Origin of the sequence: uncultured Pseudomonas sp., from assembly GCF_913774235.1 — a bacterium.
Taxonomy (GTDB): domain Bacteria; phylum Pseudomonadota; class Gammaproteobacteria; order Pseudomonadales; family Pseudomonadaceae; genus Chryseomonas.
The window spans coordinates 44,069-63,025 of sequence record NZ_CAJYDW010000016.1 but is presented as its reverse complement, the minus strand read 5'-3'; the positions used below and the strand labels follow the sequence as shown (position 1 = coordinate 63,025).

Genomic DNA, 18,957 nt, shown 5'->3' with positions numbered 1-18,957 from the left:
CGTCGGCGAAGCCCGTTCTAGACGGTTTCGAAGCGGAAGACTGTATGCAGCGGCTCCATCGTAAACGCATCGTGCTGGGCGTCGGAGGTGGCATCGCCGCTTACAAGAGCGCCGAGCTGGTGCGCCGACTCAAGGACCAGGGCGCCGAGGTGCGGGTGGTGCTGACCCGCGGCGGGCGCGAATTCATCACGCCGTTGACCCTTCAGGCCCTGTCCGGGCTACCCGTGCACCTCGACCTGCTGGACCCGGCCGCCGAAGCGGCCATGGGCCATATCGAGCTGGCCCGCTGGGCCGATCTGGTGCTGGTCGCCCCGGCTACTGCGGATGTGATGGCGCGCCTGGCCCAGGGCGTGGCGGACGACCTCCTCACTACCCTGGTGCTGGCCACCGATGCCCGAGTCGCCCTGGCGCCCGCCATGAACCAGGCCATGTGGCGCGATCCGGCCACCCAGGCCAATGCCGAGCTGCTGCGCAGCCGCGGCATCAAGCTGTTCGGCCCGGCCAGCGGCAGCCAGGCCTGTGGCGACGTCGGCCCGGGCCGGATGCTGGAGGCCACCGACCTGGCCCAGCTCGCCGCCGATTGCTTCCAGCGCTTGGACCTGACCGGCCGCCATGTGGTCATCACCGCCGGGCCGACCCAGGAAAATATCGACCCGGTGCGCTACATCACCAACCACAGCTCCGGCCGCATGGGCTTCGCCCTGGCGGAAGCGGCAGCGGAGGCGGGCGCACGCGTCAGTCTGGTGAGTGGCCCGGTGCATCTCGCCACCCCTGACCGTGTCGAGCGCATCGACGTGGTCAGCGCCCGCGACATGCTGGCGGCCTGCGAGGCGCTGATGCCCTGCGACGTGCTCATCGCCTCGGCGGCGGTGGCGGACTATCGCCCCGAGGTGATCGCCCCGCACAAGCTGAAGAAGGACCCCACCCGCGGCGACGGTCTGCTGCTGGAGCTGGTGCGCAATCCCGACATCCTCGCCACCCTGGCGGGGCGCCCGGATCGTCCCTTCAGCGTCGGCTTCGCCGCTGAGACCCAGAATTTGCTGGAGTACGCCCAGCGCAAGTTGCGCGACAAGAACCTCGATCTCATCGTCGCCAACGACGTGGCCAACCCAGCCATCGGCTTCAACAGCGAAGACAACGCGGTCACCGTGATCGACCGTGGTTTGCACGAGATCCGCTTCGAGCAGACCAGCAAGGGCAAGATCGCCCGCCAGCTCATCGCGCTGATTTCCACCCACCTGAAAGACACCGCTCAGACCCATGCATAGCCTTCAAGCCAAGATCCTCGACCCGCGCCTGGGGCGCGATTTTCCGCTGCCGTCCTACGCCACCCCCGGTTCCGCCGGTCTTGACCTGCGCGCCATGCTGCAAGAGGACCTGGTACTGGAGCCGGGGCAGACCACGCTGATTCCCACCGGTCTCGCCATCCACGTGGCCGATCCCGGACTGGCGGCGCTGATCCTGCCGCGCTCGGGCCTGGGTCATAAGCACGGCATCGTGCTGGGCAACCTGGTCGGCCTGATCGATTCGGATTACCAGGGCGAACTGATGGTGTCCTGCTGGAATCGTGGGCAGAGTAGCTTCACCGTCAGCGTTGGCGAGCGTATCGCCCAGCTGATGCTCGTCCCTGTGGTACAGGCGCACTTCGATATCGTCGAGAGCTTCACCGAGACCGAGCGCGGTGCCGGCGGCTTCGGCCATTCCGGTACCCGCTGACGCCAGAGGCATTCAGGGCGCGCCGTGACATAAAGGAGAGGAACGGCATGGCTAGGCGCAACAACGGCAAGGAAGAACGCAAGAACACGCTGAAGAGCGCGCCCTTGCCCGGCCTGGGTGGCGGTCTGCTGCTGGCGCTCGCCGGTTGGCTACTGGCTGCGGCGCTGCTCTGGTTCCTGGTGCTGGAGCCGCAGGGCGCGCGCACCCAGGAGCAGCAGGCCGAACGCGCCTTGCAGAGCCAGGCCGCGTCCCTCAACCAGTTGCTGGTCGGCCTGACCCGTCGATTGCAGGGTGTCGCTGGCGATGCGCTGGTGCTGCAGGCCCTGCAGGGCGACGACCCCACGGCCCGTCAGGCGGCGGAAAGGCAACTGCGCGAGCGCCTCGGGGTGGTCGATGTACTGGTGGTGCCCGCTGGCATGCGCCAGATCGAAGACGACCGTCCCGGTCCCCTCAACTACGCCGCCCTCGATCTGCTCAAGCGCGTGGAGAGCGGCCAGCGTACGCCCCCGGAAGCCTATCGCCTGGGTGATCGCTGGCTGGTCTACAGCGCCCAGCCGATCCGCCGGGGCGATCAACTGCTGGGGAGCGCCGTGCTGGTGGAGGAGCTCTCGACGGTGCTCCAGGGCTGGGCGGTGCCGCCCGCGGAGATTGGCCAGTGGCGCCTGCTGCAGCAGTTTCCCGGGGGCCAGGTCCAGGTCCTGAGCCAGGGCGGCAGCCCCGGTGACGCGGCCCTGGCCCGTCGCCTGCCCACCGGCAGCACCCTTTGGACGCTGGAGCTGGCGCCTGCTGCCAGCGCCGCGGCGGACACGCCCCTGCTGGCCCCGCTGGTTGCGCTACTGCTCGCCCTGTTCGGCCTGCTGGCGGGCTTTTGGCTGTTTTCCCGGGAGCTGTCACGACGGCTCCGTGACGACGTCCGCAGTCTGGTCGCCTACAGCGAGGAACTTGAAACCAATCCGGCAGCCAAAAGCCCGGCCTTGCGCCTGGCGGTAATGGAACCCCTGGCCAGGGCGACGGCCCGGTCGGTGAATCCTTCGACCGGATCGTCGCCGGACCTCTATGCCACGGCGCCGACTGCGGCCGTGGCCAAGACCCTGGCGGAGTTTGCCGACAGAGGCCGCTCACCCCAGAGCGAGCCGCTGTTCCAGACCACCGACATCCTCGACATCAGTATCCTCGACGAAGACCAGGATCTCCTGGGATTGGAGAAACCCCCGATGAGCACTACCCCGCAAGCCCCCCAACTCAACGCCAGCATCTTCCGCGCCTACGACATCCGTGGCGTGGTGGGTGACTCCCTGACCGCCGAAGCCGCCTACTGGATCGGGCGCGCCATCGGCTCGGAGAGCCTGGCGCGTGGCGAGCCCAACGTGGCCGTCGGCCGTGATGGCCGCCTGTCCGGCCCCGAGCTGGTCGCCCAACTGATCAAGGGCGTGGCCGACAGCGGCGCCAATGTCAGTGACGTCGGCATGGTGCCGACCCCGGTGCTCTACTACGCGGCCAACGTGCTCGAAGGTAAGTCCGGCGTCATGCTGACCGGCAGCCACAACCCGCCGGACTACAACGGCTTCAAGATCGTCATCGCCGGCGAGACCTTGGCCAACGAGTCCATCCAGCGCCTGCGCCAGCGCATCGAAACCGGCGACGTGGCCAGCGGCCAGGGCCAGATCAAGCAGGTCGACGTGCTCAAGAGCTACGCCGACTACATCCGCAACGACGTGGTGCTGGCCAAGAAGCTCAAGGTGGTAGTGGACGCCGGCAACGGCGTGGCCGCGGTCAACGCGCCCCAGCTGATCGAATCCCTGGGCTGTGAGGTCATCCCGCTGTTCTGCGAGGTGGACGGCAACTTCCCCAACCACCATCCGGACCCGGGCAAACCCGAGAACCTGGAAGACCTCATCGCCAAGGTCAAGGAAACCGGGGCCGACCTGGGCCTGGCCTTCGACGGCGACGGCGACCGTGTCGGCGTGGTGACCAACGAAGGCAAGATCATCTATCCCGACCAACTGCTGATGCTGTTCGCCAAGGACGTGGTCTCCCGTAATCCGGGCGCCGACATCATCTTCGACGTCAAATGCACCCGCCGCCTGAACAACCTCATCGCCGGCTACGGCGGTCGTCCCATCATGTGGAAGACCGGCCATTCGCTGATCAAGAAGAAGATGAAGGAAACCGGCGCCCTACTGGCCGGCGAGATGAGCGGCCACGTGTTCTTCAAGGAGCGCTGGTTCGGTTTCGACGACGGCATCTACAGCGCCGTGCGCCTGCTGGAGATCCTCAGCCAGGAGAAGGGCAGCGCTCAACAGGTGTTCGATACCTTCCCGGTAGACATCTCCACCCCGGAGATCAATATCCAGGTGACCGAAGAGAACAAGTTCGGCATCATCGAGACCCTGCAGCGCGACGCCCAGTGGGGCGATGCCCAGATCACCACCCTGGACGGCGTCCGCGTCGACTACCAGAACGGCTGGGGCCTGGTGCGGGCGTCCAACACCACGCCGGTGCTGGTACTGCGTTTCGAGGCGGAAACCCTCGAAGAGCTGGAGCGCATCAAGACGGTGTTCCGCAAGCAGTTGCTGGCGGTGCAACCGGATCTGAACCTGCCGTTCTGACCCTGCGTCAGCGGTAGTACAGAGGGCGCTTAGGCGCCCTTTGTCTTTTCTTAGTCGACCTTGAGAGGTGAGCCATGACCCTGAGCCGCGAGGATGCCTCGCACGTCGCCGAGGTGCTGTCCGAGGCGCTGCCCTATATCCGCCGGTTCGTCGGCAAGACGCTGGTGATCAAGTACGGCGGCAACGCCATGGAGAGCGACGAGCTCAAGGCCGGTTTCGCCCGTGACATCGTGCTGATGAAGGCGGTGGGCATCAACCCGGTGGTGGTGCACGGCGGCGGTCCGCAGATCGGCGACCTGCTCAAGCGGCTGTCCATCGAGAGCCACTTCATCGATGGCATGCGCGTCACCGACGCCCAGACCATGGATGTGGTGGAGATGGTGCTCGGCGGTCAGGTCAACAAGGACATCGTCAATCTGATCAACCGCCATGGCGGCAAGGCTATCGGCCTGACCGGCAAGGACGCGGGCCTGATCCGCGCCACCAAGCTCAAGGTCAGCCGGCAGACGCCGGAAATGACCAAGCCTGAGATCATCGATATCGGCCACGTCGGCGAGGTCACCGGGGTCAACACCGACCTGATCAACATGCTGGTGCGCGGCGACTTCATCCCGGTCATCGCGCCCATCGGCGTGGGTCCGGACGGCGAGTCCTACAACATCAACGCCGACCTGGTGGCGGGCAAGGTGGCCGAGGCGCTCAAGGCCGAGAAGCTGATGCTGCTGACCAACATCGCCGGCCTGATGGACAAGCAGGGCCAGGTGCTCACCGGGCTATCCACCGAGCAGGTCAATGGTCTGATTGCCGACGGCACCATCTACGGCGGCATGCTGCCGAAGATCCGTTGCGCGCTGGAAGCGGTGCAGGGCGGCGTACAGAGCGCCCACATCATCGATGGCCGGGTGCCCAATGCAGTGCTGCTGGAAATCTTCACCGATGTTGGCGTCGGTACCCTGATCACCAACCGCAAGCGCGGTTGAGCGGTCACCCCGGCGGCGGTCGAGCCGTCGCCGGGGCCTGCCTCATGGCTGTCCTTCCAGCTCCTGCATCCGCGCGCGATCGCTGTCGAAGGCCGCGGTGGTCTTGCGCCTGATGGTCTCGTAGCGGTCCAGGTCGGCCTGCAGCCGTACCTGATCGGCCGCTGCCGCATCCAGCCGCGCCTGGATGTCGGCGGGGAGGGTCTGGCCATTGCGCTGCAGTACCGCTGCCTGTTCCATCAGTTGCGTCTGCACCTGCCGGGCCGATTCCAGGTTAGCCTTCTTGATCTGCATCAGGCCTTCCAGTTCGGAGAGCTTGCGGGCCTTGGCCCGGTCGACGTCCTCGACGCTGCTGTAGAGCTTGCGCAACTGCTCGTCGGCCAGCGCCTGCTGCCTTGCCCGCTCGCGGCGCTCGAGCTCTTCCGCGGGCAGTGCCGGCGCCACCTTGCGGATCACCCGGCCCTGCTCGTTGAGCACGTCGTAGCCCTTGCCGGCATATTCCGGGGGCACGCCCTGACGGTCGATGACCAGGGTCCCGTTGCGGTCCACGTAGCGATACAACTCGGCACCCTGGCTGACCAGCGGGAGGACGAGCAGCACGAGGCTGGCGGCAGCGCGACGTACGACCATGACCGTCTCTCCTGGGTCTAGATCCCGTATTGGGCGCGGTAGTCCTGTACCGCGGGCAGATGACGCTTGAGCTCGGCATCTTCGGTCAGGTACTCCAGTACCTGATCCAGGGCGACGATGCTCAGCACCGGGATGCCGTAGTCACGCTCGACTTCCTGGATGGCCGACAGCTCGCCGCGACCACGTTCCTGGCGGTTGAGGGCGATGAGCACCCCGGCCGCGCTGGCACCCTGGGCCTGGATGATCTGCATGACCTCGCGGATGGCGGTGCCGGCGGTGATGACGTCGTCGATGATCAGCGCCCGGCCGGTCAGCGGGGCGCCCACCAGCAGACCGCCTTCGCCGTGGTCCTTGGCCTCCTTGCGGTTGAAGCACCAGGGCGTGTCCTGCCCGTGGTGCTCGGCCAGGGCCACCGCCGTGGCGGCCGCCAGGGGGATGCCCTTGTAGGCCGGACCGAAGAGGACGTCGAACGGCAGCTTGGCCGCGACCAGCGCATCCGCGTAGCAGCGACCGAGCTCAGCCAGGGCCGAGCCGCTGTGGAACAGGCCGGCATTGAAGAAATAGGGGCTGATACGACCCGATTTCAGGGTGAATTCGCCAAAACGCAGAACTCCGCGCTCGATGGCGAAACGAATGAAATTACGCTGATACGCCTGCATATAAGTCCTTGCGCGGCTTGTATTTAGCTAAACCGGTTTAGCTCGGGTATCATACATCCACGATTTTTTGGGGGCCATTTATGCGGATCATCAGCTTGAACGTCAATGGTATTCAGGACGCCGTCGAGCGGGGCCTGTTGCCCTGGTTGAAGGCGCAGAATGCCGACGTGATCTGCCTGCAGGATACCCGCGCCTCTTCCTACGACATGGACGATCCGGCCTATGCGCTGGACGGCTACATCCTTTATGCCTGCGACGCCGAAGTGCCGTCCCAGGGCGGGGTCGCGCTTTACACGCGGGTCCAGCCGAAAGCGGTGATCAGCGGTCTGGGCTTCGAGTCCTGCGATCGCTTCGGTCGCTATCTGCAGGCGGACTTCGACAAGGTCAGCATCGCCACCCTGCTGCTGCCCTCGGGCAAGCGCGGCGACGAAGACCTGAACATGAAGTTCAAGTTCATGGACGACTTCACCCACTACCTGAACAAGCAGCGGCGCAAGCGTCGCGAGTACATCTATTGTGGCTCGTTGTACGTGGCGCACCAGAAGCAGGACGTGAAGAACTGGCGCGACTGCCAGCAGATCCCCGGCTTCCTCGCCCCGGAGCGGGCCTGGATGGACGAGGTGATCGGCAACATGGGTTACGTCGATGCCCTGCGCGAAGTCAGCCGGGAAGGCGACCAGTTCAGCTGGTGGCCGGACAGCGACCAGGCCGAGCACCTGAACCTGGGCTGGCGTTTCGACTACAACATCCTCACCCCGGGACTGCGCCGCTTCGTGCGTTCCGCGCGCCTGCCGCGGCAACCGCGCTTCTCTCAGCACGCGCCGTTGATCGTCGACTACGACTGGACCCTGAGCATCTGAGCCGGGTCCTGAAACGCAAAAACCAGCCCGCGGGCTGGTTTTTTGTTGGGCGGCTATTTCACCAGGATCACCGGGAGCGGCACCTGATGCACCACGCGATGGGCCACCGAGCCGAGCAGTAGTCCGCTCAGCGAGCCCAGGCCGCGGGTACCCATCACCACGGTGTCCACCTGGAGTTGCCGGGCCATCTCGCCGATGGTCTCGGCGATGCCGCCGAAGCCGACGTGGGTCTTGGCCTCGATGCCGACTTCCAGCAAGGCCGGGCGCGCCCTGGCCAGAATGTCCTCGGCCTTGTCCTGCAGGCTGCCACGCCACTCGCGCAGGATGCGGTCATCGAAGGGCGCGCCGTAGATCTCCGGCTCGTTCTGCACGTTGAGTAGGTGCAGTTCCAGCGACAAACCTGCCTTCACCAGGTCGAGGACATAGCGCAGGGCGTTGTCGGCGCTGGGAGAACCATCGTAGGCGACCAGGACGTTGTGCATGGGGCTTCTCCGCGAAAGGAATATGCCTTCATGCTAGACCCGGGACGCCAGGGGCGCTTGATTCAGGTCAAGCGCCGGCCGCAGCTCAATGGCCCACCCAGTTGCGCGCGGCCTTGGGCATCACCTCGGATTCATCGAGTTTGGTGGCGAACATGCTGACCGCTTCCACGGCGTCACTGGCGCCATCGCGGATCTGCACGATCACTGCGCCGGCCTGGTCGGCCAGTTCGACGCCCTTGGCGACGCGCTCCTGGGTGCTTTCCATGCTGGCGACGGCCTGCTGGGTTTCACCCAGGATCTTGCCGATCATCTCGGCGATTTCCGCGGTGGCACCGCTGGTGCGCCCCGCGAGCTGGCGCACCTCGTCGGCCACCACGGCGAAGCCACGGCCCTGATCGCCGGCGCGAGCGGCCTCGATGGCAGCGTTGAGCGCCAGCAGGTTGGTCTGGTCGGCGATGCCGCGGATGGTGTTGACGATGGCGGTGATCTGTTCGGAACGCTCGCCGAGCTGGCCGATCACCTTGGCCGAGGCGCTGACGTTCTGGGCGATCTCGCGCATCTCGCTGGTGGCGGCCTGGATGATCTGGGTGCCGTGCTCGGCGACTTTCTCGGTCTCGGCGGAGATGTGATAGGCCCGTGAGGCGCTACGCCCGTCGCTTTCGTGCTTCTCCACCCGCTCGCTGATGTCGCTGGCGTACTTGACCACCTTACACAGGCGTCCGGTCGCGTCGTACACCGGGTTGTAGCTCGCCTCCAGCCAGACCACCCGGCCGTGCTTGCCCAGGCGCTTGAACTGGCCGCGAAAGAATTCGCCGGCATTCAGTCGCCGCCAGAAGTCGGCGTATTCGCTGCTGTTGACCAGGGTGGGCTCGCAGAACAGTCGATGATGCTGGCCCTGGATCTCGCCTAGGCTGTAGCCGAGGGTGGCGAGGAAGTTGTCGTTGGCGGTGAGGATGCGGCCGTCGAGATCGAACTCGATGCAGGCCAGAGCGCGATCCAGCGCCTTGAGCCTGCTCTGAGCATCGTGGTCGCGCTCGACCTGGCGGGTGACGTCCAGGGCGTACTTCACCACCTTGACCGGGCGGCCGCTGGCATCGGGCACCGGGGTGTAGCTCGCCTCGAGCCAGAGCGTCCGGCCCTGGGCATCCAGGCGTTGGAAGGTGCCGGAAACGAAATCGCCACGCCCCAGGCGCGCCCAGAACTCGCTGTAGTCGCGGCCCTGTGCCACGGCGGGCGGGCAGAGGCTGCGGTGATGCTGGCCGATCAGGGCTTCGGCACGGTAGCCGGTCAGCCGCAAGAAGGTGTCGTTGGCGCTCAGGATCTTGCCGGTGAGATCGAATTCGATCACGGCCATGGAGCGCTCCACGGCCTGGATCAGGCCACGGCTCGCGGCCAGCTCCCCCTGTAACTGGGCAATAGTCTTCTTGTAGTGTGCGTTGAACATGATAGGCCTCAGTCGGCAGGGGTATAGACGCCTTATCGACTTGGATTTGGCAGACTTTATGCGCGCTGAAGAGTGGTAGAAATGGAGCGCCCAGCGGCTGTCGCAAACGCGCCGGCCCGGGGCGTAAACAGGCATCTTGGGGGAAGTTCCCGGGCCTAACATCGCGGCTAAGGGGGTGGTCTTCACCGCCATACAACTTTAGGAGCGCCGCGATGTTCAGTAAGCAGGACCGAATCCAGGGCTACGATGACGCGTTGTTCGCCGCCATGGGCGAGGAAGCGCGGCGCCAGGAACATCACCTGGAGCTGATCGCCTCCGAGAACTACACCAGCCAACGGGTCATGGAAGCCCAGGGCAGCGTGCTGACCAACAAGTACGCCGAGGGCTATCCGGGCAAGCGCTACTACGGTGGTTGCGAGTACGTCGACAAGGTCGAGCAACTGGCCATCGACCGCGCCAAGCAACTGTTCGGCGCCGACTACGCCAACGTCCAACCGCACTCCGGCTCCCAGGCCAACTCGGCCGTGTACCTGGCGCTGCTGCAGCCCGGCGACACCATACTGGGCATGAGCCTGGCCCATGGCGGTCACCTGACCCACGGCGCCAAGGTCAGCTCCTCCGGCAAGCTGTACAACGCCGTGCAGTACGGCCTGAACACCGACACCGGCCTGATCGACTACGACGAAGTCGAGAGCCTGGCCCGGGAGCACAAGCCCAAGATGATCGTGGCGGGCTTCTCCGCCTATTCCAAGACCCTGGATTTCCAGCGCTTCCGCGACATCGCCGACAGCGTGGGTGCCCTGCTGTTCGTCGACATGGCCCACGTGGCCGGTCTGGTCGCCGCCGGTGTCTACCCGAATCCGGTGCCCTTCGCCGACGTGGTGACCACCACCACCCACAAGACGCTGCGCGGTCCCCGTGGCGGCCTGATCCTGTGCAAGGCCAACGCCGACATCGAGAAGAAGCTCAACGCTGCCGTCTTCCCGGGCGCCCAGGGCGGCCCGCTGATGCACGTCATCGCCGGCAAGGCCGTGTGCTTCAAGGAAGCCCTGGAACCCGAGTTCAAGACCTACCAGCAGCAGGTGATCAAGAACGCCCAGGCCATGGCCGGGGTGTTCAAGGCCCGTGGCTTCGACGTGGTCTCCGGCGGCACCGACAACCACCTGTTCCTGGTCAGCCTGATCAAGCAGGGCATCACCGGCAAGGACGCGGACGCCGCCTTGGGCCGCGCCTGCATCACCGTGAACAAGAACGCCGTACCCAATGATCCCCAGTCGCCCTTCGTGACCTCGGGTCTGCGCATCGGTACCCCGGCCCTGACCACCCGCGGCCTCGGCGTGAGCGAGAGCGAGCGGGTGGCCGGCTGGATCTGCGACATCCTCGACCATCTCGGCGATGCCGACGTGGAAGCCCAGGTGGCGCGTCAGGTGGCCGACCTGTGCCGTGACTATCCGGTGTATCGCTAACCGCTCCGATCCGGCGCACCCCCTATCCAACCCTTTTCCCGGTAGCGGGAAAGGGTAGTCGTCTGCAGGAGTCTCCAGATGCAACGCTATTCCGGCTTCGGCCTCTTCAAGCACTCCCTGAGCCATCACGAGAACTGGCAGCGGATGTGGCGTACCCCGACGCCCAAGCCGGTCTACGATGTCGTCATCGTCGGTGGTGGCGGTCATGGCCTGGCCACCGCCTACTACCTGGCCAAGCAATTCGGCGTGAAGAACGTCGCGGTGATCGAGAAGGGCTGGTTGGGTGGCGGCAACACCGCTCGTAACACCACCATCGTCCGTTCCAACTACCTGTGGGACGAGTCCGCGCACCTCTACGAACACGCCATGAAGCTGTGGGAAGGCCTGTCCCAGGACCTCAACTACAACGTCATGTTCTCCCAGCGCGGCGTCTACAACCTCTGTCACACCCTGCAGGACATGCGCGATTCCGAGCGCCGGGTCAGCGCCAACCGCTTGAACGGCGTGGACGGCGAATTGCTCGACACCCGCCAGGTGGCCGAAGAGATCCCCTACCTGGATTGCAGCAAGAACACCCGCTACCCGATCCTCGGCGCCACCGTGCAGCGCCGCGGTGGCGTGGCCCGTCACGACGCCGTGGCCTGGGGCTTCGCCCGCGCCGCTGACGCCCTGGGCGTGGATCTGATCCAGCAGACCGAAGTCACCGGCTTCCGCAAGCAGGACGGCAAGGTGATCGGTGTGGAAACCAACCGTGGCTTCATCGGCGCCCGCCGCGTCGGCGTGGTCACCGCCGGCAACTCCGGGCACATGGCCAAGCTGGCCGGTTTCCGCCTGCCGCTGGAATCCCACCCGCTGCAAGCGCTGGTCTCCGAGCCGATCAAACCCATCATCGACAGCGTCATCATGTCCAACGCCGTGCACGGCTACATCAGCCAGTCCGACAAGGGCGACCTGGTGATCGGCGCCGGTATCGACAGCTGGGTCGGCTACGGCCAGCGCGGCTCCTACCCGGTGATCGAGCACACCCTGCAGGCCATCGTCGAGATGTTCCCGATCCTCTCGCGGGTGCGCATGAACCGCCAATGGGGCGGCATCGTCGACACCTCGCCCGACGCCTGCCCGATCATTTCCAAGACCCCGGTGGAAAACCTGTTCTTCAACTGCGGTTGGGGTACCGGCGGCTTCAAGGCCACCCCTGGCTCGGGCAACGTCTTCGCGGCATCCCTGGCGTCCGGCGAGATGCACCCGCTGGCCAAGCCCTTCTCCATCGACCGTTTCCACACCGGCGCGCTGATCGACGAACACGGCGCAGCGGCCGTCGCGCACTAAGGAGCACGAGCATGTTGTACATCCATTGCCCCCACTGCGGGGAATTGCGCTCCGAAGAAGAATTCCACGCTGCCGGCGAGGCGCACATCCCGCGTCCGCTCGACCCCGAGGCGTGCAGCGACGCCGAGTGGGGCGACTACATGTTCTTCCGTGACAACCCGCGCGGTCTGCGTCACGAGCTGTGGGTCCATGCCTCGGGTTGCCGCCAGTACTTCAACGCGACCCGCAACACCGAGACCTACGAAATTCTCGAAACCTATCCGATCGGCGAGCAACCCCGCTTCACCGCCGAGCGAGGAGAGCGCACATGAGCCAGGTCCATCGACTCACCCAGGGCGGTCGCCTGGACCGCAGCCAGGCCATCACCTTCACCTTCAACGGTCAGACCTACCAGGGCTTCAAGGGTGACACCCTGGCCTCTGCGCTGCTGGCCAATGGCGTGGACGTGGTCGGTCGCAGCTTCAAGTACTCCCGGCCGCGCGGCATCGTCGCCGCCGGTGCCGAAGAGCCCAATGCCATCATGCAGATCGGCGCCACCGAGGCCACCCAGGTGCCCAACGTGCGGGCGACCCAGCAGGCGCTGTACCAGGGCCTGGTCTCCGCCAGCACCAACGGCTGGCCGAGCGTCAACAACGACCTCATGGGCATCCTCGGCAAGGTCGGCGGCAAGATGATGCCGCCCGGGTTCTACTACAAGACCTTCATGTATCCGCAGAACCTGTGGATGACCTACGAGAAGTACATCCGCAAGGCTGCCGGCCTCGGCCGCGCGCCGACCCAGGTCGATCCGGATACCTACGACAACTTCAACCAGCACTGCGATGTCCTGGTGGTGGGTGGCGGTGCCGCCGGCCTGGCCGCCGCGCTGGCCGCCGGTCGCAGCGGCGCCCGGGTGATCCTCGCCGACGAGCAAGAAGAATTCGGTGGCAGCCTGCTGGATAGCCGTGAGCGTCTCGATGGCGCCCCGGCAGCCGACTGGGTGGCCAAGGCGGTGGCCGAGCTGCAGGGCCTGGACAACGTGGTCCTGCTGCCGCGTGCCACGGTCAACGGCTATCACGACCACAACTTCCTCACCATTCACGAGCGCCTGACCGACCACCTCGGCGATCGCGCGCCCCATGGCCAGGTGCGTCAGCGCCTGCACCGCGTCCGGGCCACCCGGGTGGTGCTGGCCACTGGTGCCCACGAGCGGCCGCTGGTGTACGCCAACAATGACCTGCCGGGCAACATGGTGGCCGGTGCTGTCTCCACCTACATCCGCCGCTACGCCGTGGCTCCGGGGCAGCGCCTGGTGCTGTCCACCAACAACGACTACGCCTACCGCGTGGCCCTGGACTGGCTCGAAGCCGGTCGCCAGGTGGTGGCCGTGGCCGATGCGCGGCCCAATCCGCGCGGCGCCTGGGTCGAGGAAGTGCGCAAGCGTGGCGTGCGCGTCATGGGTGGTACCGCCGTGAGCGAAGCCCGCGGCAACACCCGGGTGACCGGCGCCAAGATCGCCACCATCGACCTGACCGCCTTCCGTACCCTGGGCGGCGGCGAGTGGCTGGACTGCGACCTCATCGCCACCTCCGGTGGCTACAGCCCGGTGGTCCACCTGGCCTCGCACCTGGGCGGTCGTCCGCTGTGGCGCGATGACATCCAGGCCTTCGTCCCCGGTCCGGCGCCGCAGAAGCGCCTCTGCGCCGGTGGCGTGAATGGCGTCTTCGCCCTGGGCGACGTCCTCGCCGATGGCTTCGAAGCCGGCGCGACCGCCGCGGCCGAAGCCGGTGCCAAGGTGGTCAGCGGCGAGCTGCCCCAGGCCGAATTCCGCCAGGAAGAACCGAGTCTGGCGTTGTTCCAGGTGCCCCACGACAAGCCGTCGTCGCGGGCCCCCAAGCAATTCGTCGACCTGCAGAACGACGTCACCGCCGCCGGCATCGAACTGGCCTGCCGCGAGGGCTTCGAGTCCATCGAGCACGTCAAGCGCTACACCGCCATGGGCTTCGGCACCGACCAGGGCAAGCTGGGCAACATCAACGGCCTGGCCATCGCCGCTCGCGTGCAGAGCAAGGCCATCCCGGAAGTCGGCACCACCATGTTCCGCCCGAACTACACCCCGGTGACCTTCGGCGCCATCGCCGGTCGCCACTGCGGTGCCCTGTTCGAGCCCAAGCGCTACACCGCACTGCACGCCTGGCACCTCAAGCAGGGTGCGCTGTTCGAAGACGTCGGCCAGTGGAAGCGTCCCTGGTACTTCCCCAAGGCCGGCGAGGATCTGCATGCCGCGGTCAACCGCGAGTGTCTGGCCGTACGCCGTAGCGTCGGTCTACTCGACGCCTCGACCCTGGGCAAGATCGACATCCAGGGCAAGGATGCGCGGGAATTCCTCAATCGCGTCTACACCAACGCCTGGACCAAGCTGGACATCGGCAAGGCCCGCTACGGCCTGATGTGCAAGGAAGACGGCATGGTCTTCGACGACGGCGTCACCGCCTGTCTCGCCGACAACCACTTCCTGATGACCACCACCACCGGCGGCGCCGCGCGCGTCTTCGAATGGCTGGAGCTCTACCACCAGACCGAATGGCCGGAACTGGAGGTGTACTTCACCTCGGTCACCGACCACTGGGCGACCCTGACCCTGTCCGGCCCCAACAGCCGCAAGCTGCTGGCCAAGCTGACCGACATCGATCTGGACAATGCCGCCTTCCCCTTCATGGCTTGGAAGGAAGGTCAGGTAGGTGGCGTACCGGCACGGGTGTTCCGTATCTCCTTCACCGGCGAACTCTCCTACGAGATCAACGTGCCGGCCAACTACGCCATGGGCGTGCTGGAGCAGGTGGTCGCCGCGGGCAAGGAATTCGACCTCACCCCCTACGGCACCGAGACCATGCACGTGCTGCGGGCGGAGAAGGGTTTCATCATCATCGGTCAGGACACCGACGGTTCGGTCACGCCCCAGGATCTGGGCATGGGCTGGGCAGTTAGCCTGAACAAGAGCTTCTCCTTCATCGGCAAGCGCGGCATGCATCGCCAGGACTGCGTGCGCGAGAACCGCAAGCAACTGGTCGGCCTCAAGCCCCTGGATGCCCGCGACGTCCTGCCGGAAGGTGCGCAGTTGGTGTTCGAGCGCAACCAGCCGATCCCCATGGACATGGTGGGTCACGTGACCTCCAGCTACTACAGCGCGACCCTGGGTTATGGCTTCGCCATGGCGATGGTCAAGGGTGGTCTGGGCCGCATGGGCCAGACCGTCTACGCCCCGCTGGCCGATGGCCGCTACATCGCTGCCGAGATCGTCTCGCCGGTGTTCTACGACCCCAAGGGTGAGCGGCAGAACGTCGCCTAACGAGGATAGCGCCCCATGAACGACATCAATGTGTACGACCAATACTCCGCCACGGCGCGCGCCGAGTCCCCGCTGTTCCACGCCGAGCTGAACAAGCTCGTCGGTCGGGGCCCGGCTACCGCCGGGGTGACCCTGCGCGAGCGGGCCTTGCTGGGGCACCTGGTGATCCGTGGCGACGCCCACGACGAAGGCTTCACCGGCGCCGTGCAGAGCGTGATCGGCCTGGAAGTGCCCGGTCCGCTGGCCCTGACCCAGAAGGGTGAGAGCTCGCTGCAGTGGCTCGGCCCGGACGAGTGGCTGCTGGTAGTGCCCGGTGGCAGCGAGTTCGCCACCGAGCAGGCCCTGCGCCAGGCCCTGGGCGAGCGCCATGTCGCCATCGTCAACGTTGGCGGTGGCCAGACGCTGGTCGAGCTGAAGGGCCCCAAGGTTCGCGAGGTGCTGATGAAGTCCACCTCCTACGACGTCCACCCGAGCAACTTCCCGGTGGGCAAGGCGGTGGGTACGGTGTTCGCCAAGTCCCAGCTGATGATTCGCCACGTGGCGGAAGACACCTGGGAGCTGGTGGTGCGCCGTAGCTTCGCCGACTACGTCTGGCTGTGGCTGCAGGACGCGAGCGCCGAGTACGGACTGCGCATCGAGGCCTGATCGGTCGCTGCGTTCAGTCGCGCTCCATCGAACCCGACCTGCGTGAAGCGCAGGTCGGGTTTTGTGATTCTGGCTTCATCTCCATGCAAAGGAATTCATCATGAGTCGCACGCCCGATACCTGGATTCTCACCGCCCAGAGCCCGAGTCGCCTCGGCACCGTGGACGTGGTCACGCGCTATCTGTTCGAGCAGGGTTGCTATGTCACCCAGCACCACAGCTTCGACGATCGCGAAGCCCAGCGCTTCTTCATCCGGGTGGAATTCCAGGTGCCCAGCGACTTCAACGAGGGCCTGTTCCGGGTCGGCCTGGACCTGCGCTTCACGCCCTTCGACATGACCTTCGAGCTGGTGCCGCCCGGCTATAGAGCCAAGGTCGCCATCATGGTCTCCAAGGCTGACCACTGCCTCAACGACCTGCTCTATCGCCAGCGCATCGGCCAGTTGCCCATGGACGTGGTGGCGGTCATCTCCAACCACCCGGATCTCGAACCCCTGGCGGCCTGGCACGGTATTCCCTATCACCATTTCCCCTTGGATCCCCAGGACAAGCCGGCCCAGGAGGCCAAGGTTTGGCAGGTACTGCAGGAGACCGGTGCGGAGCTGGTGATCCTCGCCCGCTATATGCAGGTGCTGTCGCCCGAACTGTGCCGCCGCCTGGATGGTTGGGCGATCAACATCCACCACTCGCTGCTGCCGGGCTTCAAGGGTGCGCGGCCCTATCATCAGGCCTATGCCAAGGGCGTGAAACTGGTGGGCGCCACGGCGCACTACATCAACAACGACCTGGACGAGGGGCCGATCATCGCCCAGGGCGTCGAGCCGGTGGATCATGCCCACTACGCCGAGGATCTGGTCGCCAAGGGCCGTGACATCGAGTGCCTGACCCTGGCCCGGGCGGTGGGCTTCCACCTGGATCGCCGGGTCTTCCTCAACGCCGGAAGGACGGTGGTGCTGTAAGAATCCGTTCACGACCTGCTGCGCGTCGGCCAAGCGGCGTTGAACATGCCCTGGATCGCCAGCCTGGCCTGACGACCCGGCTGGTGATACAGGCCTTTTCCGCTGGTGGCCCTGCGGCACGCCCTCACCCCAACCCTCTCCCAAGGGGGGAGGGGGCTAGCCGAGCGGGCATTCATCTCCAGCAGCACCGGCAAGATCATGATCGATCATCGTACCCCCGCCTTGGGCGCAACTGCCTGGGCGCGACCCTGGCGGTCCGTCGCAGTGGCCGCTCCTACGGGTACGAGGCTCGCCTGTAGGAGCAACTGTCTTATCGCGGCCATGGGCCGCTCCTACAGGGGGGGATGCTTTTGTAGGAGCGGCCCATGGCCGCGATACGCGATTGAGACAGTTGCTCCTACAGGCTCGATGTAAGCGTAGGAGCGGCCGCATTGGCGGACCGCCATGGCCGCGATAAAGACAGTGGCTCCTACGGGTAGATCATATGGCAAGAGCCAGGGGACGGGGTCGTGACCGTGGGGCGTGGCAGGGGCGCGAGAGCAGGGCCGTTGTGGTGGCCAGCAGGAGAGAGGGCCCGGCACCCGCGCCTTTCCAGTAGACGGGGTGCCGGGCCGTGGTATCAACCCGCCTGTGACAGGGGGGAGTGGACCGCGGGCGGTTCGACGTCTTCGCCGGCCTTTTCCAGATTCTTGCCCAGCAGGGCGTGGTAGAGCTCCTTGTCGCCGAGGATGCCCACGGCATGGCCATCGGTTTCCAGCACCAGCTTGTGCCCGGTGTGATAGCGGATCTCCAGGGCATCGCGCATGCGGATATCGGCCGGGGCCAGGGTCGGCTGGCGTTGCAGGCTGGTGACCGGGGTACCCGGGGTCCAGCGTTGCAGGGCCAGACTCTCGCCACCGCGCCGCAGCGCCTTGACCTTCTGGCCATCCAGTGCCAGCCAGATGTCGTGGCTGCGCTCCAGGCAGATCTCGTTGCCCTCGCGACCGCACTTGTCCAGGCCACGCATCAGGCTGTAGCCGCTGAGGACGTTGAGCGGGTTGGTATGGGCGACGAAGGTGCGCACGTACTCGTCCGCCGGGTTGAGGACGATGTCCTCAGGGCGACCGTGCTGGATGATGCGGCCGTCCTTCATGATGGCGATGTTGGTACCGATCTTCAGTGCCTCGTCCAGGTCGTGGCTGACGAAGACGATGGTCTTGTTGACCTTGGCCTGCAGCTGCAGCAATTCATCCTGCAACTGCTGGCGGATCAGTGGATCGAGGGCGGAGAAGGGTTCGTCCATCAGCAGGATGTCGGCATCCATCGCCAGGGCGCGGGCCAGGCCGACGCGCTGCTGCATGCCACCGGAAAGGGAGTCGGGCTTCTTGTTGCGCCACTGGGTCAGGCCCACCAGCTCCAGCTTCTCGTCGACCAGCTTCTTGCGTTCGGCCGCGGAGCGACCTTGCATCTCCAGGCCGAAGCCGACGTTCTCGGCCACGGTCAGCCAGGGCATCAGGGCGAACTTCTGGAACACCATGGCGATGCGGGTGGTGCGCATGTCCTTGAGTACTGCGGGCGAGCAGTTGGCGATGTCCACCTCACTGCCCTGGTGCTCGATGAGCAGCTTGCCGCGGCTCACGGTGTTGAGGCCATTGATGCAGCGCAGCAGGCTGGACTTGCCCGAGCCGGACAGGCCCATGAGCACGCAGATCTCACCCTTCTGGACCTCCAGGCAGGCGTCCTCGACGCCCAGCACCTGGCCGGTCTCCTGGAGGATTTCGCTACGGCCCTTGCCTTGGTCGAGCAGCTCCAGGGCACGCTTGTTCTGCTTGCCGAAGATGACGTCGACGTGTTCGAAACGAATGGCGGTCATGA

Annotated in this window: 16 protein-coding genes; 11 read left to right on the top strand and 5 right to left on the bottom strand. The window is 65.9% G+C overall.

The genetic code is table 11. From position 1 onward, the window contains the following. The first annotated feature begins 44 nt into the window (after nt 1–44). The 4 genes from coaBC to argB all read left to right on the top strand — a co-directional run bounded on the left by coaBC (nt 45) and on the right by argB (nt 5,305). Nucleotides 45–1,268, top strand: coding sequence for a bifunctional phosphopantothenoylcysteine decarboxylase/phosphopantothenate--cysteine ligase CoaBC (gene coaBC, locus QZ471_RS15460; protein ID WP_295465298.1), 1,224 nt, complete (start codon nt 45–47; stop codon nt 1,266–1,268). Beyond that, nucleotides 1,261–1,716 (top strand): dUTP diphosphatase, encoded by a 456-nt coding sequence (gene dut, locus QZ471_RS15455; RefSeq protein WP_295465296.1) that lies wholly within the window; start codon nt 1,261–1,263, stop codon nt 1,714–1,716. Before coaBC ends, dut begins: the two co-directional genes overlap by 8 nt. Before the next feature lie 1,214 nt (nt 1,717–2,930). Continuing rightward, nucleotides 2,931–4,325: a phosphomannomutase/phosphoglucomutase gene (gene algC / locus QZ471_RS15450; RefSeq protein WP_205894681.1), complete on the top strand. Its 1,395-nt coding sequence runs from the start codon at nt 2,931–2,933 to the stop codon at nt 4,323–4,325. Nucleotides 4,326–4,399: 74 nt separating this feature from the next. After that, nucleotides 4,400–5,305: an acetylglutamate kinase gene (gene argB / locus QZ471_RS15445; protein ID WP_295465294.1), complete on the top strand. Its 906-nt coding sequence runs from the start codon at nt 4,400–4,402 to the stop codon at nt 5,303–5,305. Between the two features lie 42 nt (nt 5,306–5,347). On the opposite strand, the gene QZ471_RS15440 is transcribed toward argB, so the two are convergent. Beyond that, complete coding sequence (locus tag QZ471_RS15440; RefSeq protein ID WP_295465292.1) at nt 5,348–5,932, bottom strand: DUF4124 domain-containing protein; 585 nt, start codon at nt 5,930–5,932, stop codon at nt 5,348–5,350. 17 nt (nt 5,933–5,949) lie between these two features. Next, nucleotides 5,950–6,591, bottom strand: a complete 642-nt coding sequence (pyrE, locus tag QZ471_RS15435; protein ID WP_295465290.1) for an orotate phosphoribosyltransferase — start codon at nt 6,589–6,591, stop codon at nt 5,950–5,952. A gap of 80 nt (nt 6,592–6,671) precedes the next feature. Here pyrE and QZ471_RS15430 point away from each other — a divergent pair, with 80 nt between their 5' ends. After that, entirely contained in the window at nt 6,672–7,451 is a 780-nt protein-coding gene (locus QZ471_RS15430; RefSeq protein ID WP_059228839.1) for an exodeoxyribonuclease III, read from the top strand. Nucleotides 7,452–7,504: 53 nt separating this feature from the next. On the opposite strand, the gene QZ471_RS15425 is transcribed toward QZ471_RS15430, so the two are convergent. Both QZ471_RS15425 and QZ471_RS15420 read right to left on the bottom strand, forming a co-directional pair. Continuing rightward, nucleotides 7,505–7,933: a universal stress protein gene (locus QZ471_RS15425; protein WP_295465287.1), complete on the bottom strand. Its 429-nt coding sequence runs from the start codon at nt 7,931–7,933 to the stop codon at nt 7,505–7,507. A gap of 85 nt (nt 7,934–8,018) precedes the next feature. Next, nucleotides 8,019–9,377 (bottom strand): PAS domain-containing methyl-accepting chemotaxis protein, encoded by a 1,359-nt coding sequence (locus QZ471_RS15420; RefSeq protein ID WP_295465285.1) that lies wholly within the window; start codon nt 9,375–9,377, stop codon nt 8,019–8,021. 212 nt (nt 9,378–9,589) lie between these two features. Between QZ471_RS15420 and glyA the strand changes: the two genes are divergently transcribed. From glyA to QZ471_RS15390, 6 genes are all read left to right on the top strand, one after another. After that, complete coding sequence (glyA, locus tag QZ471_RS15415) at nt 9,590–10,843, top strand: serine hydroxymethyltransferase (protein WP_295465283.1); 1,254 nt, start codon at nt 9,590–9,592, stop codon at nt 10,841–10,843. A gap of 78 nt (nt 10,844–10,921) precedes the next feature. Beyond that, the gene (locus QZ471_RS15410; RefSeq protein WP_295465281.1) at nt 10,922–12,172 is read left to right on the top strand and encodes a sarcosine oxidase subunit beta family protein; all 1,251 of its coding nucleotides are present in this window, start codon (nt 10,922–10,924) and stop codon (nt 12,170–12,172) included. A gap of 11 nt (nt 12,173–12,183) precedes the next feature. Then, a complete protein-coding gene (locus QZ471_RS15405) occupies nt 12,184–12,483 on the top strand; it encodes a sarcosine oxidase subunit delta (RefSeq protein ID WP_017639232.1) in 300 nt (99 codons plus the stop codon). Next, nucleotides 12,480–15,500, top strand: a complete 3,021-nt coding sequence (locus tag QZ471_RS15400; protein WP_295465279.1) for a sarcosine oxidase subunit alpha — start codon at nt 12,480–12,482, stop codon at nt 15,498–15,500. The genes QZ471_RS15405 and QZ471_RS15400 overlap by 4 nt, the downstream gene beginning before the upstream one ends. A gap of 15 nt (nt 15,501–15,515) precedes the next feature. Continuing rightward, complete coding sequence (gene soxG / locus QZ471_RS15395; protein WP_295465277.1) at nt 15,516–16,145, top strand: sarcosine oxidase subunit gamma family protein; 630 nt, start codon at nt 15,516–15,518, stop codon at nt 16,143–16,145. A 100-nt stretch (nt 16,146–16,245) separates the two neighbouring features. Beyond that, nucleotides 16,246–17,103 (top strand): formyltetrahydrofolate deformylase, encoded by an 858-nt coding sequence (locus QZ471_RS15390; RefSeq protein WP_295465275.1) that lies wholly within the window; start codon nt 16,246–16,248, stop codon nt 17,101–17,103. 619 nt (nt 17,104–17,722) lie between these two features. On the opposite strand, the gene choV is transcribed toward QZ471_RS15390, so the two are convergent. After that, nucleotides 17,723–18,955 carry a choline ABC transporter ATP-binding protein gene (gene choV, locus QZ471_RS15385; RefSeq protein WP_295465273.1) on the bottom strand — a complete coding sequence of 411 codons (1,233 nt, stop codon included), beginning with the start codon at nt 18,953–18,955 and terminating at the stop codon, nt 17,723–17,725. Nucleotides 18,956–18,957: the final 2 nt, after the last annotated feature.

Excerpts from the sequence above, each read along its gene's own strand:
- coaBC (WP_295465298.1), top strand. The coding sequence starts at position 45 with ATGCAGCGGCTCCATCGTAAACGCATCGTGCTGGGCGTCGGAGGTGGC.
- dut (WP_295465296.1), top strand. The coding sequence starts at position 1,261 with ATGCATAGCCTTCAAGCCAAGATCCTCGACCCGCGCCTGGGGCGCGAT.
- algC (WP_205894681.1), top strand. The coding sequence starts at position 2,931 with ATGAGCACTACCCCGCAAGCCCCCCAACTCAACGCCAGCATCTTCCGC.
- argB (WP_295465294.1), top strand. The coding sequence starts at position 4,400 with ATGACCCTGAGCCGCGAGGATGCCTCGCACGTCGCCGAGGTGCTGTCC.
- QZ471_RS15440 (WP_295465292.1), bottom strand. The coding sequence starts at position 5,932 with ATGGTCGTACGTCGCGCTGCCGCCAGCCTCGTGCTGCTCGTCCTCCCG.
- pyrE (WP_295465290.1), bottom strand. The coding sequence starts at position 6,591 with ATGCAGGCGTATCAGCGTAATTTCATTCGTTTCGCCATCGAGCGCGGA.
- QZ471_RS15430 (WP_059228839.1), top strand. The coding sequence starts at position 6,672 with ATGCGGATCATCAGCTTGAACGTCAATGGTATTCAGGACGCCGTCGAG.
- QZ471_RS15425 (WP_295465287.1), bottom strand. The coding sequence starts at position 7,933 with ATGCACAACGTCCTGGTCGCCTACGATGGTTCTCCCAGCGCCGACAAC.
- QZ471_RS15420 (WP_295465285.1), bottom strand. The coding sequence starts at position 9,377 with ATGTTCAACGCACACTACAAGAAGACTATTGCCCAGTTACAGGGGGAG.
- glyA (WP_295465283.1), top strand. The coding sequence starts at position 9,590 with ATGTTCAGTAAGCAGGACCGAATCCAGGGCTACGATGACGCGTTGTTC.
- QZ471_RS15410 (WP_295465281.1), top strand. The coding sequence starts at position 10,922 with ATGCAACGCTATTCCGGCTTCGGCCTCTTCAAGCACTCCCTGAGCCAT.
- QZ471_RS15405 (WP_017639232.1), top strand. The coding sequence starts at position 12,184 with ATGTTGTACATCCATTGCCCCCACTGCGGGGAATTGCGCTCCGAAGAA.
- QZ471_RS15400 (WP_295465279.1), top strand. The coding sequence starts at position 12,480 with ATGAGCCAGGTCCATCGACTCACCCAGGGCGGTCGCCTGGACCGCAGC.
- soxG (WP_295465277.1), top strand. The coding sequence starts at position 15,516 with ATGAACGACATCAATGTGTACGACCAATACTCCGCCACGGCGCGCGCC.
- QZ471_RS15390 (WP_295465275.1), top strand. The coding sequence starts at position 16,246 with ATGAGTCGCACGCCCGATACCTGGATTCTCACCGCCCAGAGCCCGAGT.
- choV (WP_295465273.1), bottom strand. The coding sequence starts at position 18,955 with ATGACCGCCATTCGTTTCGAACACGTCGACGTCATCTTCGGCAAGCAG.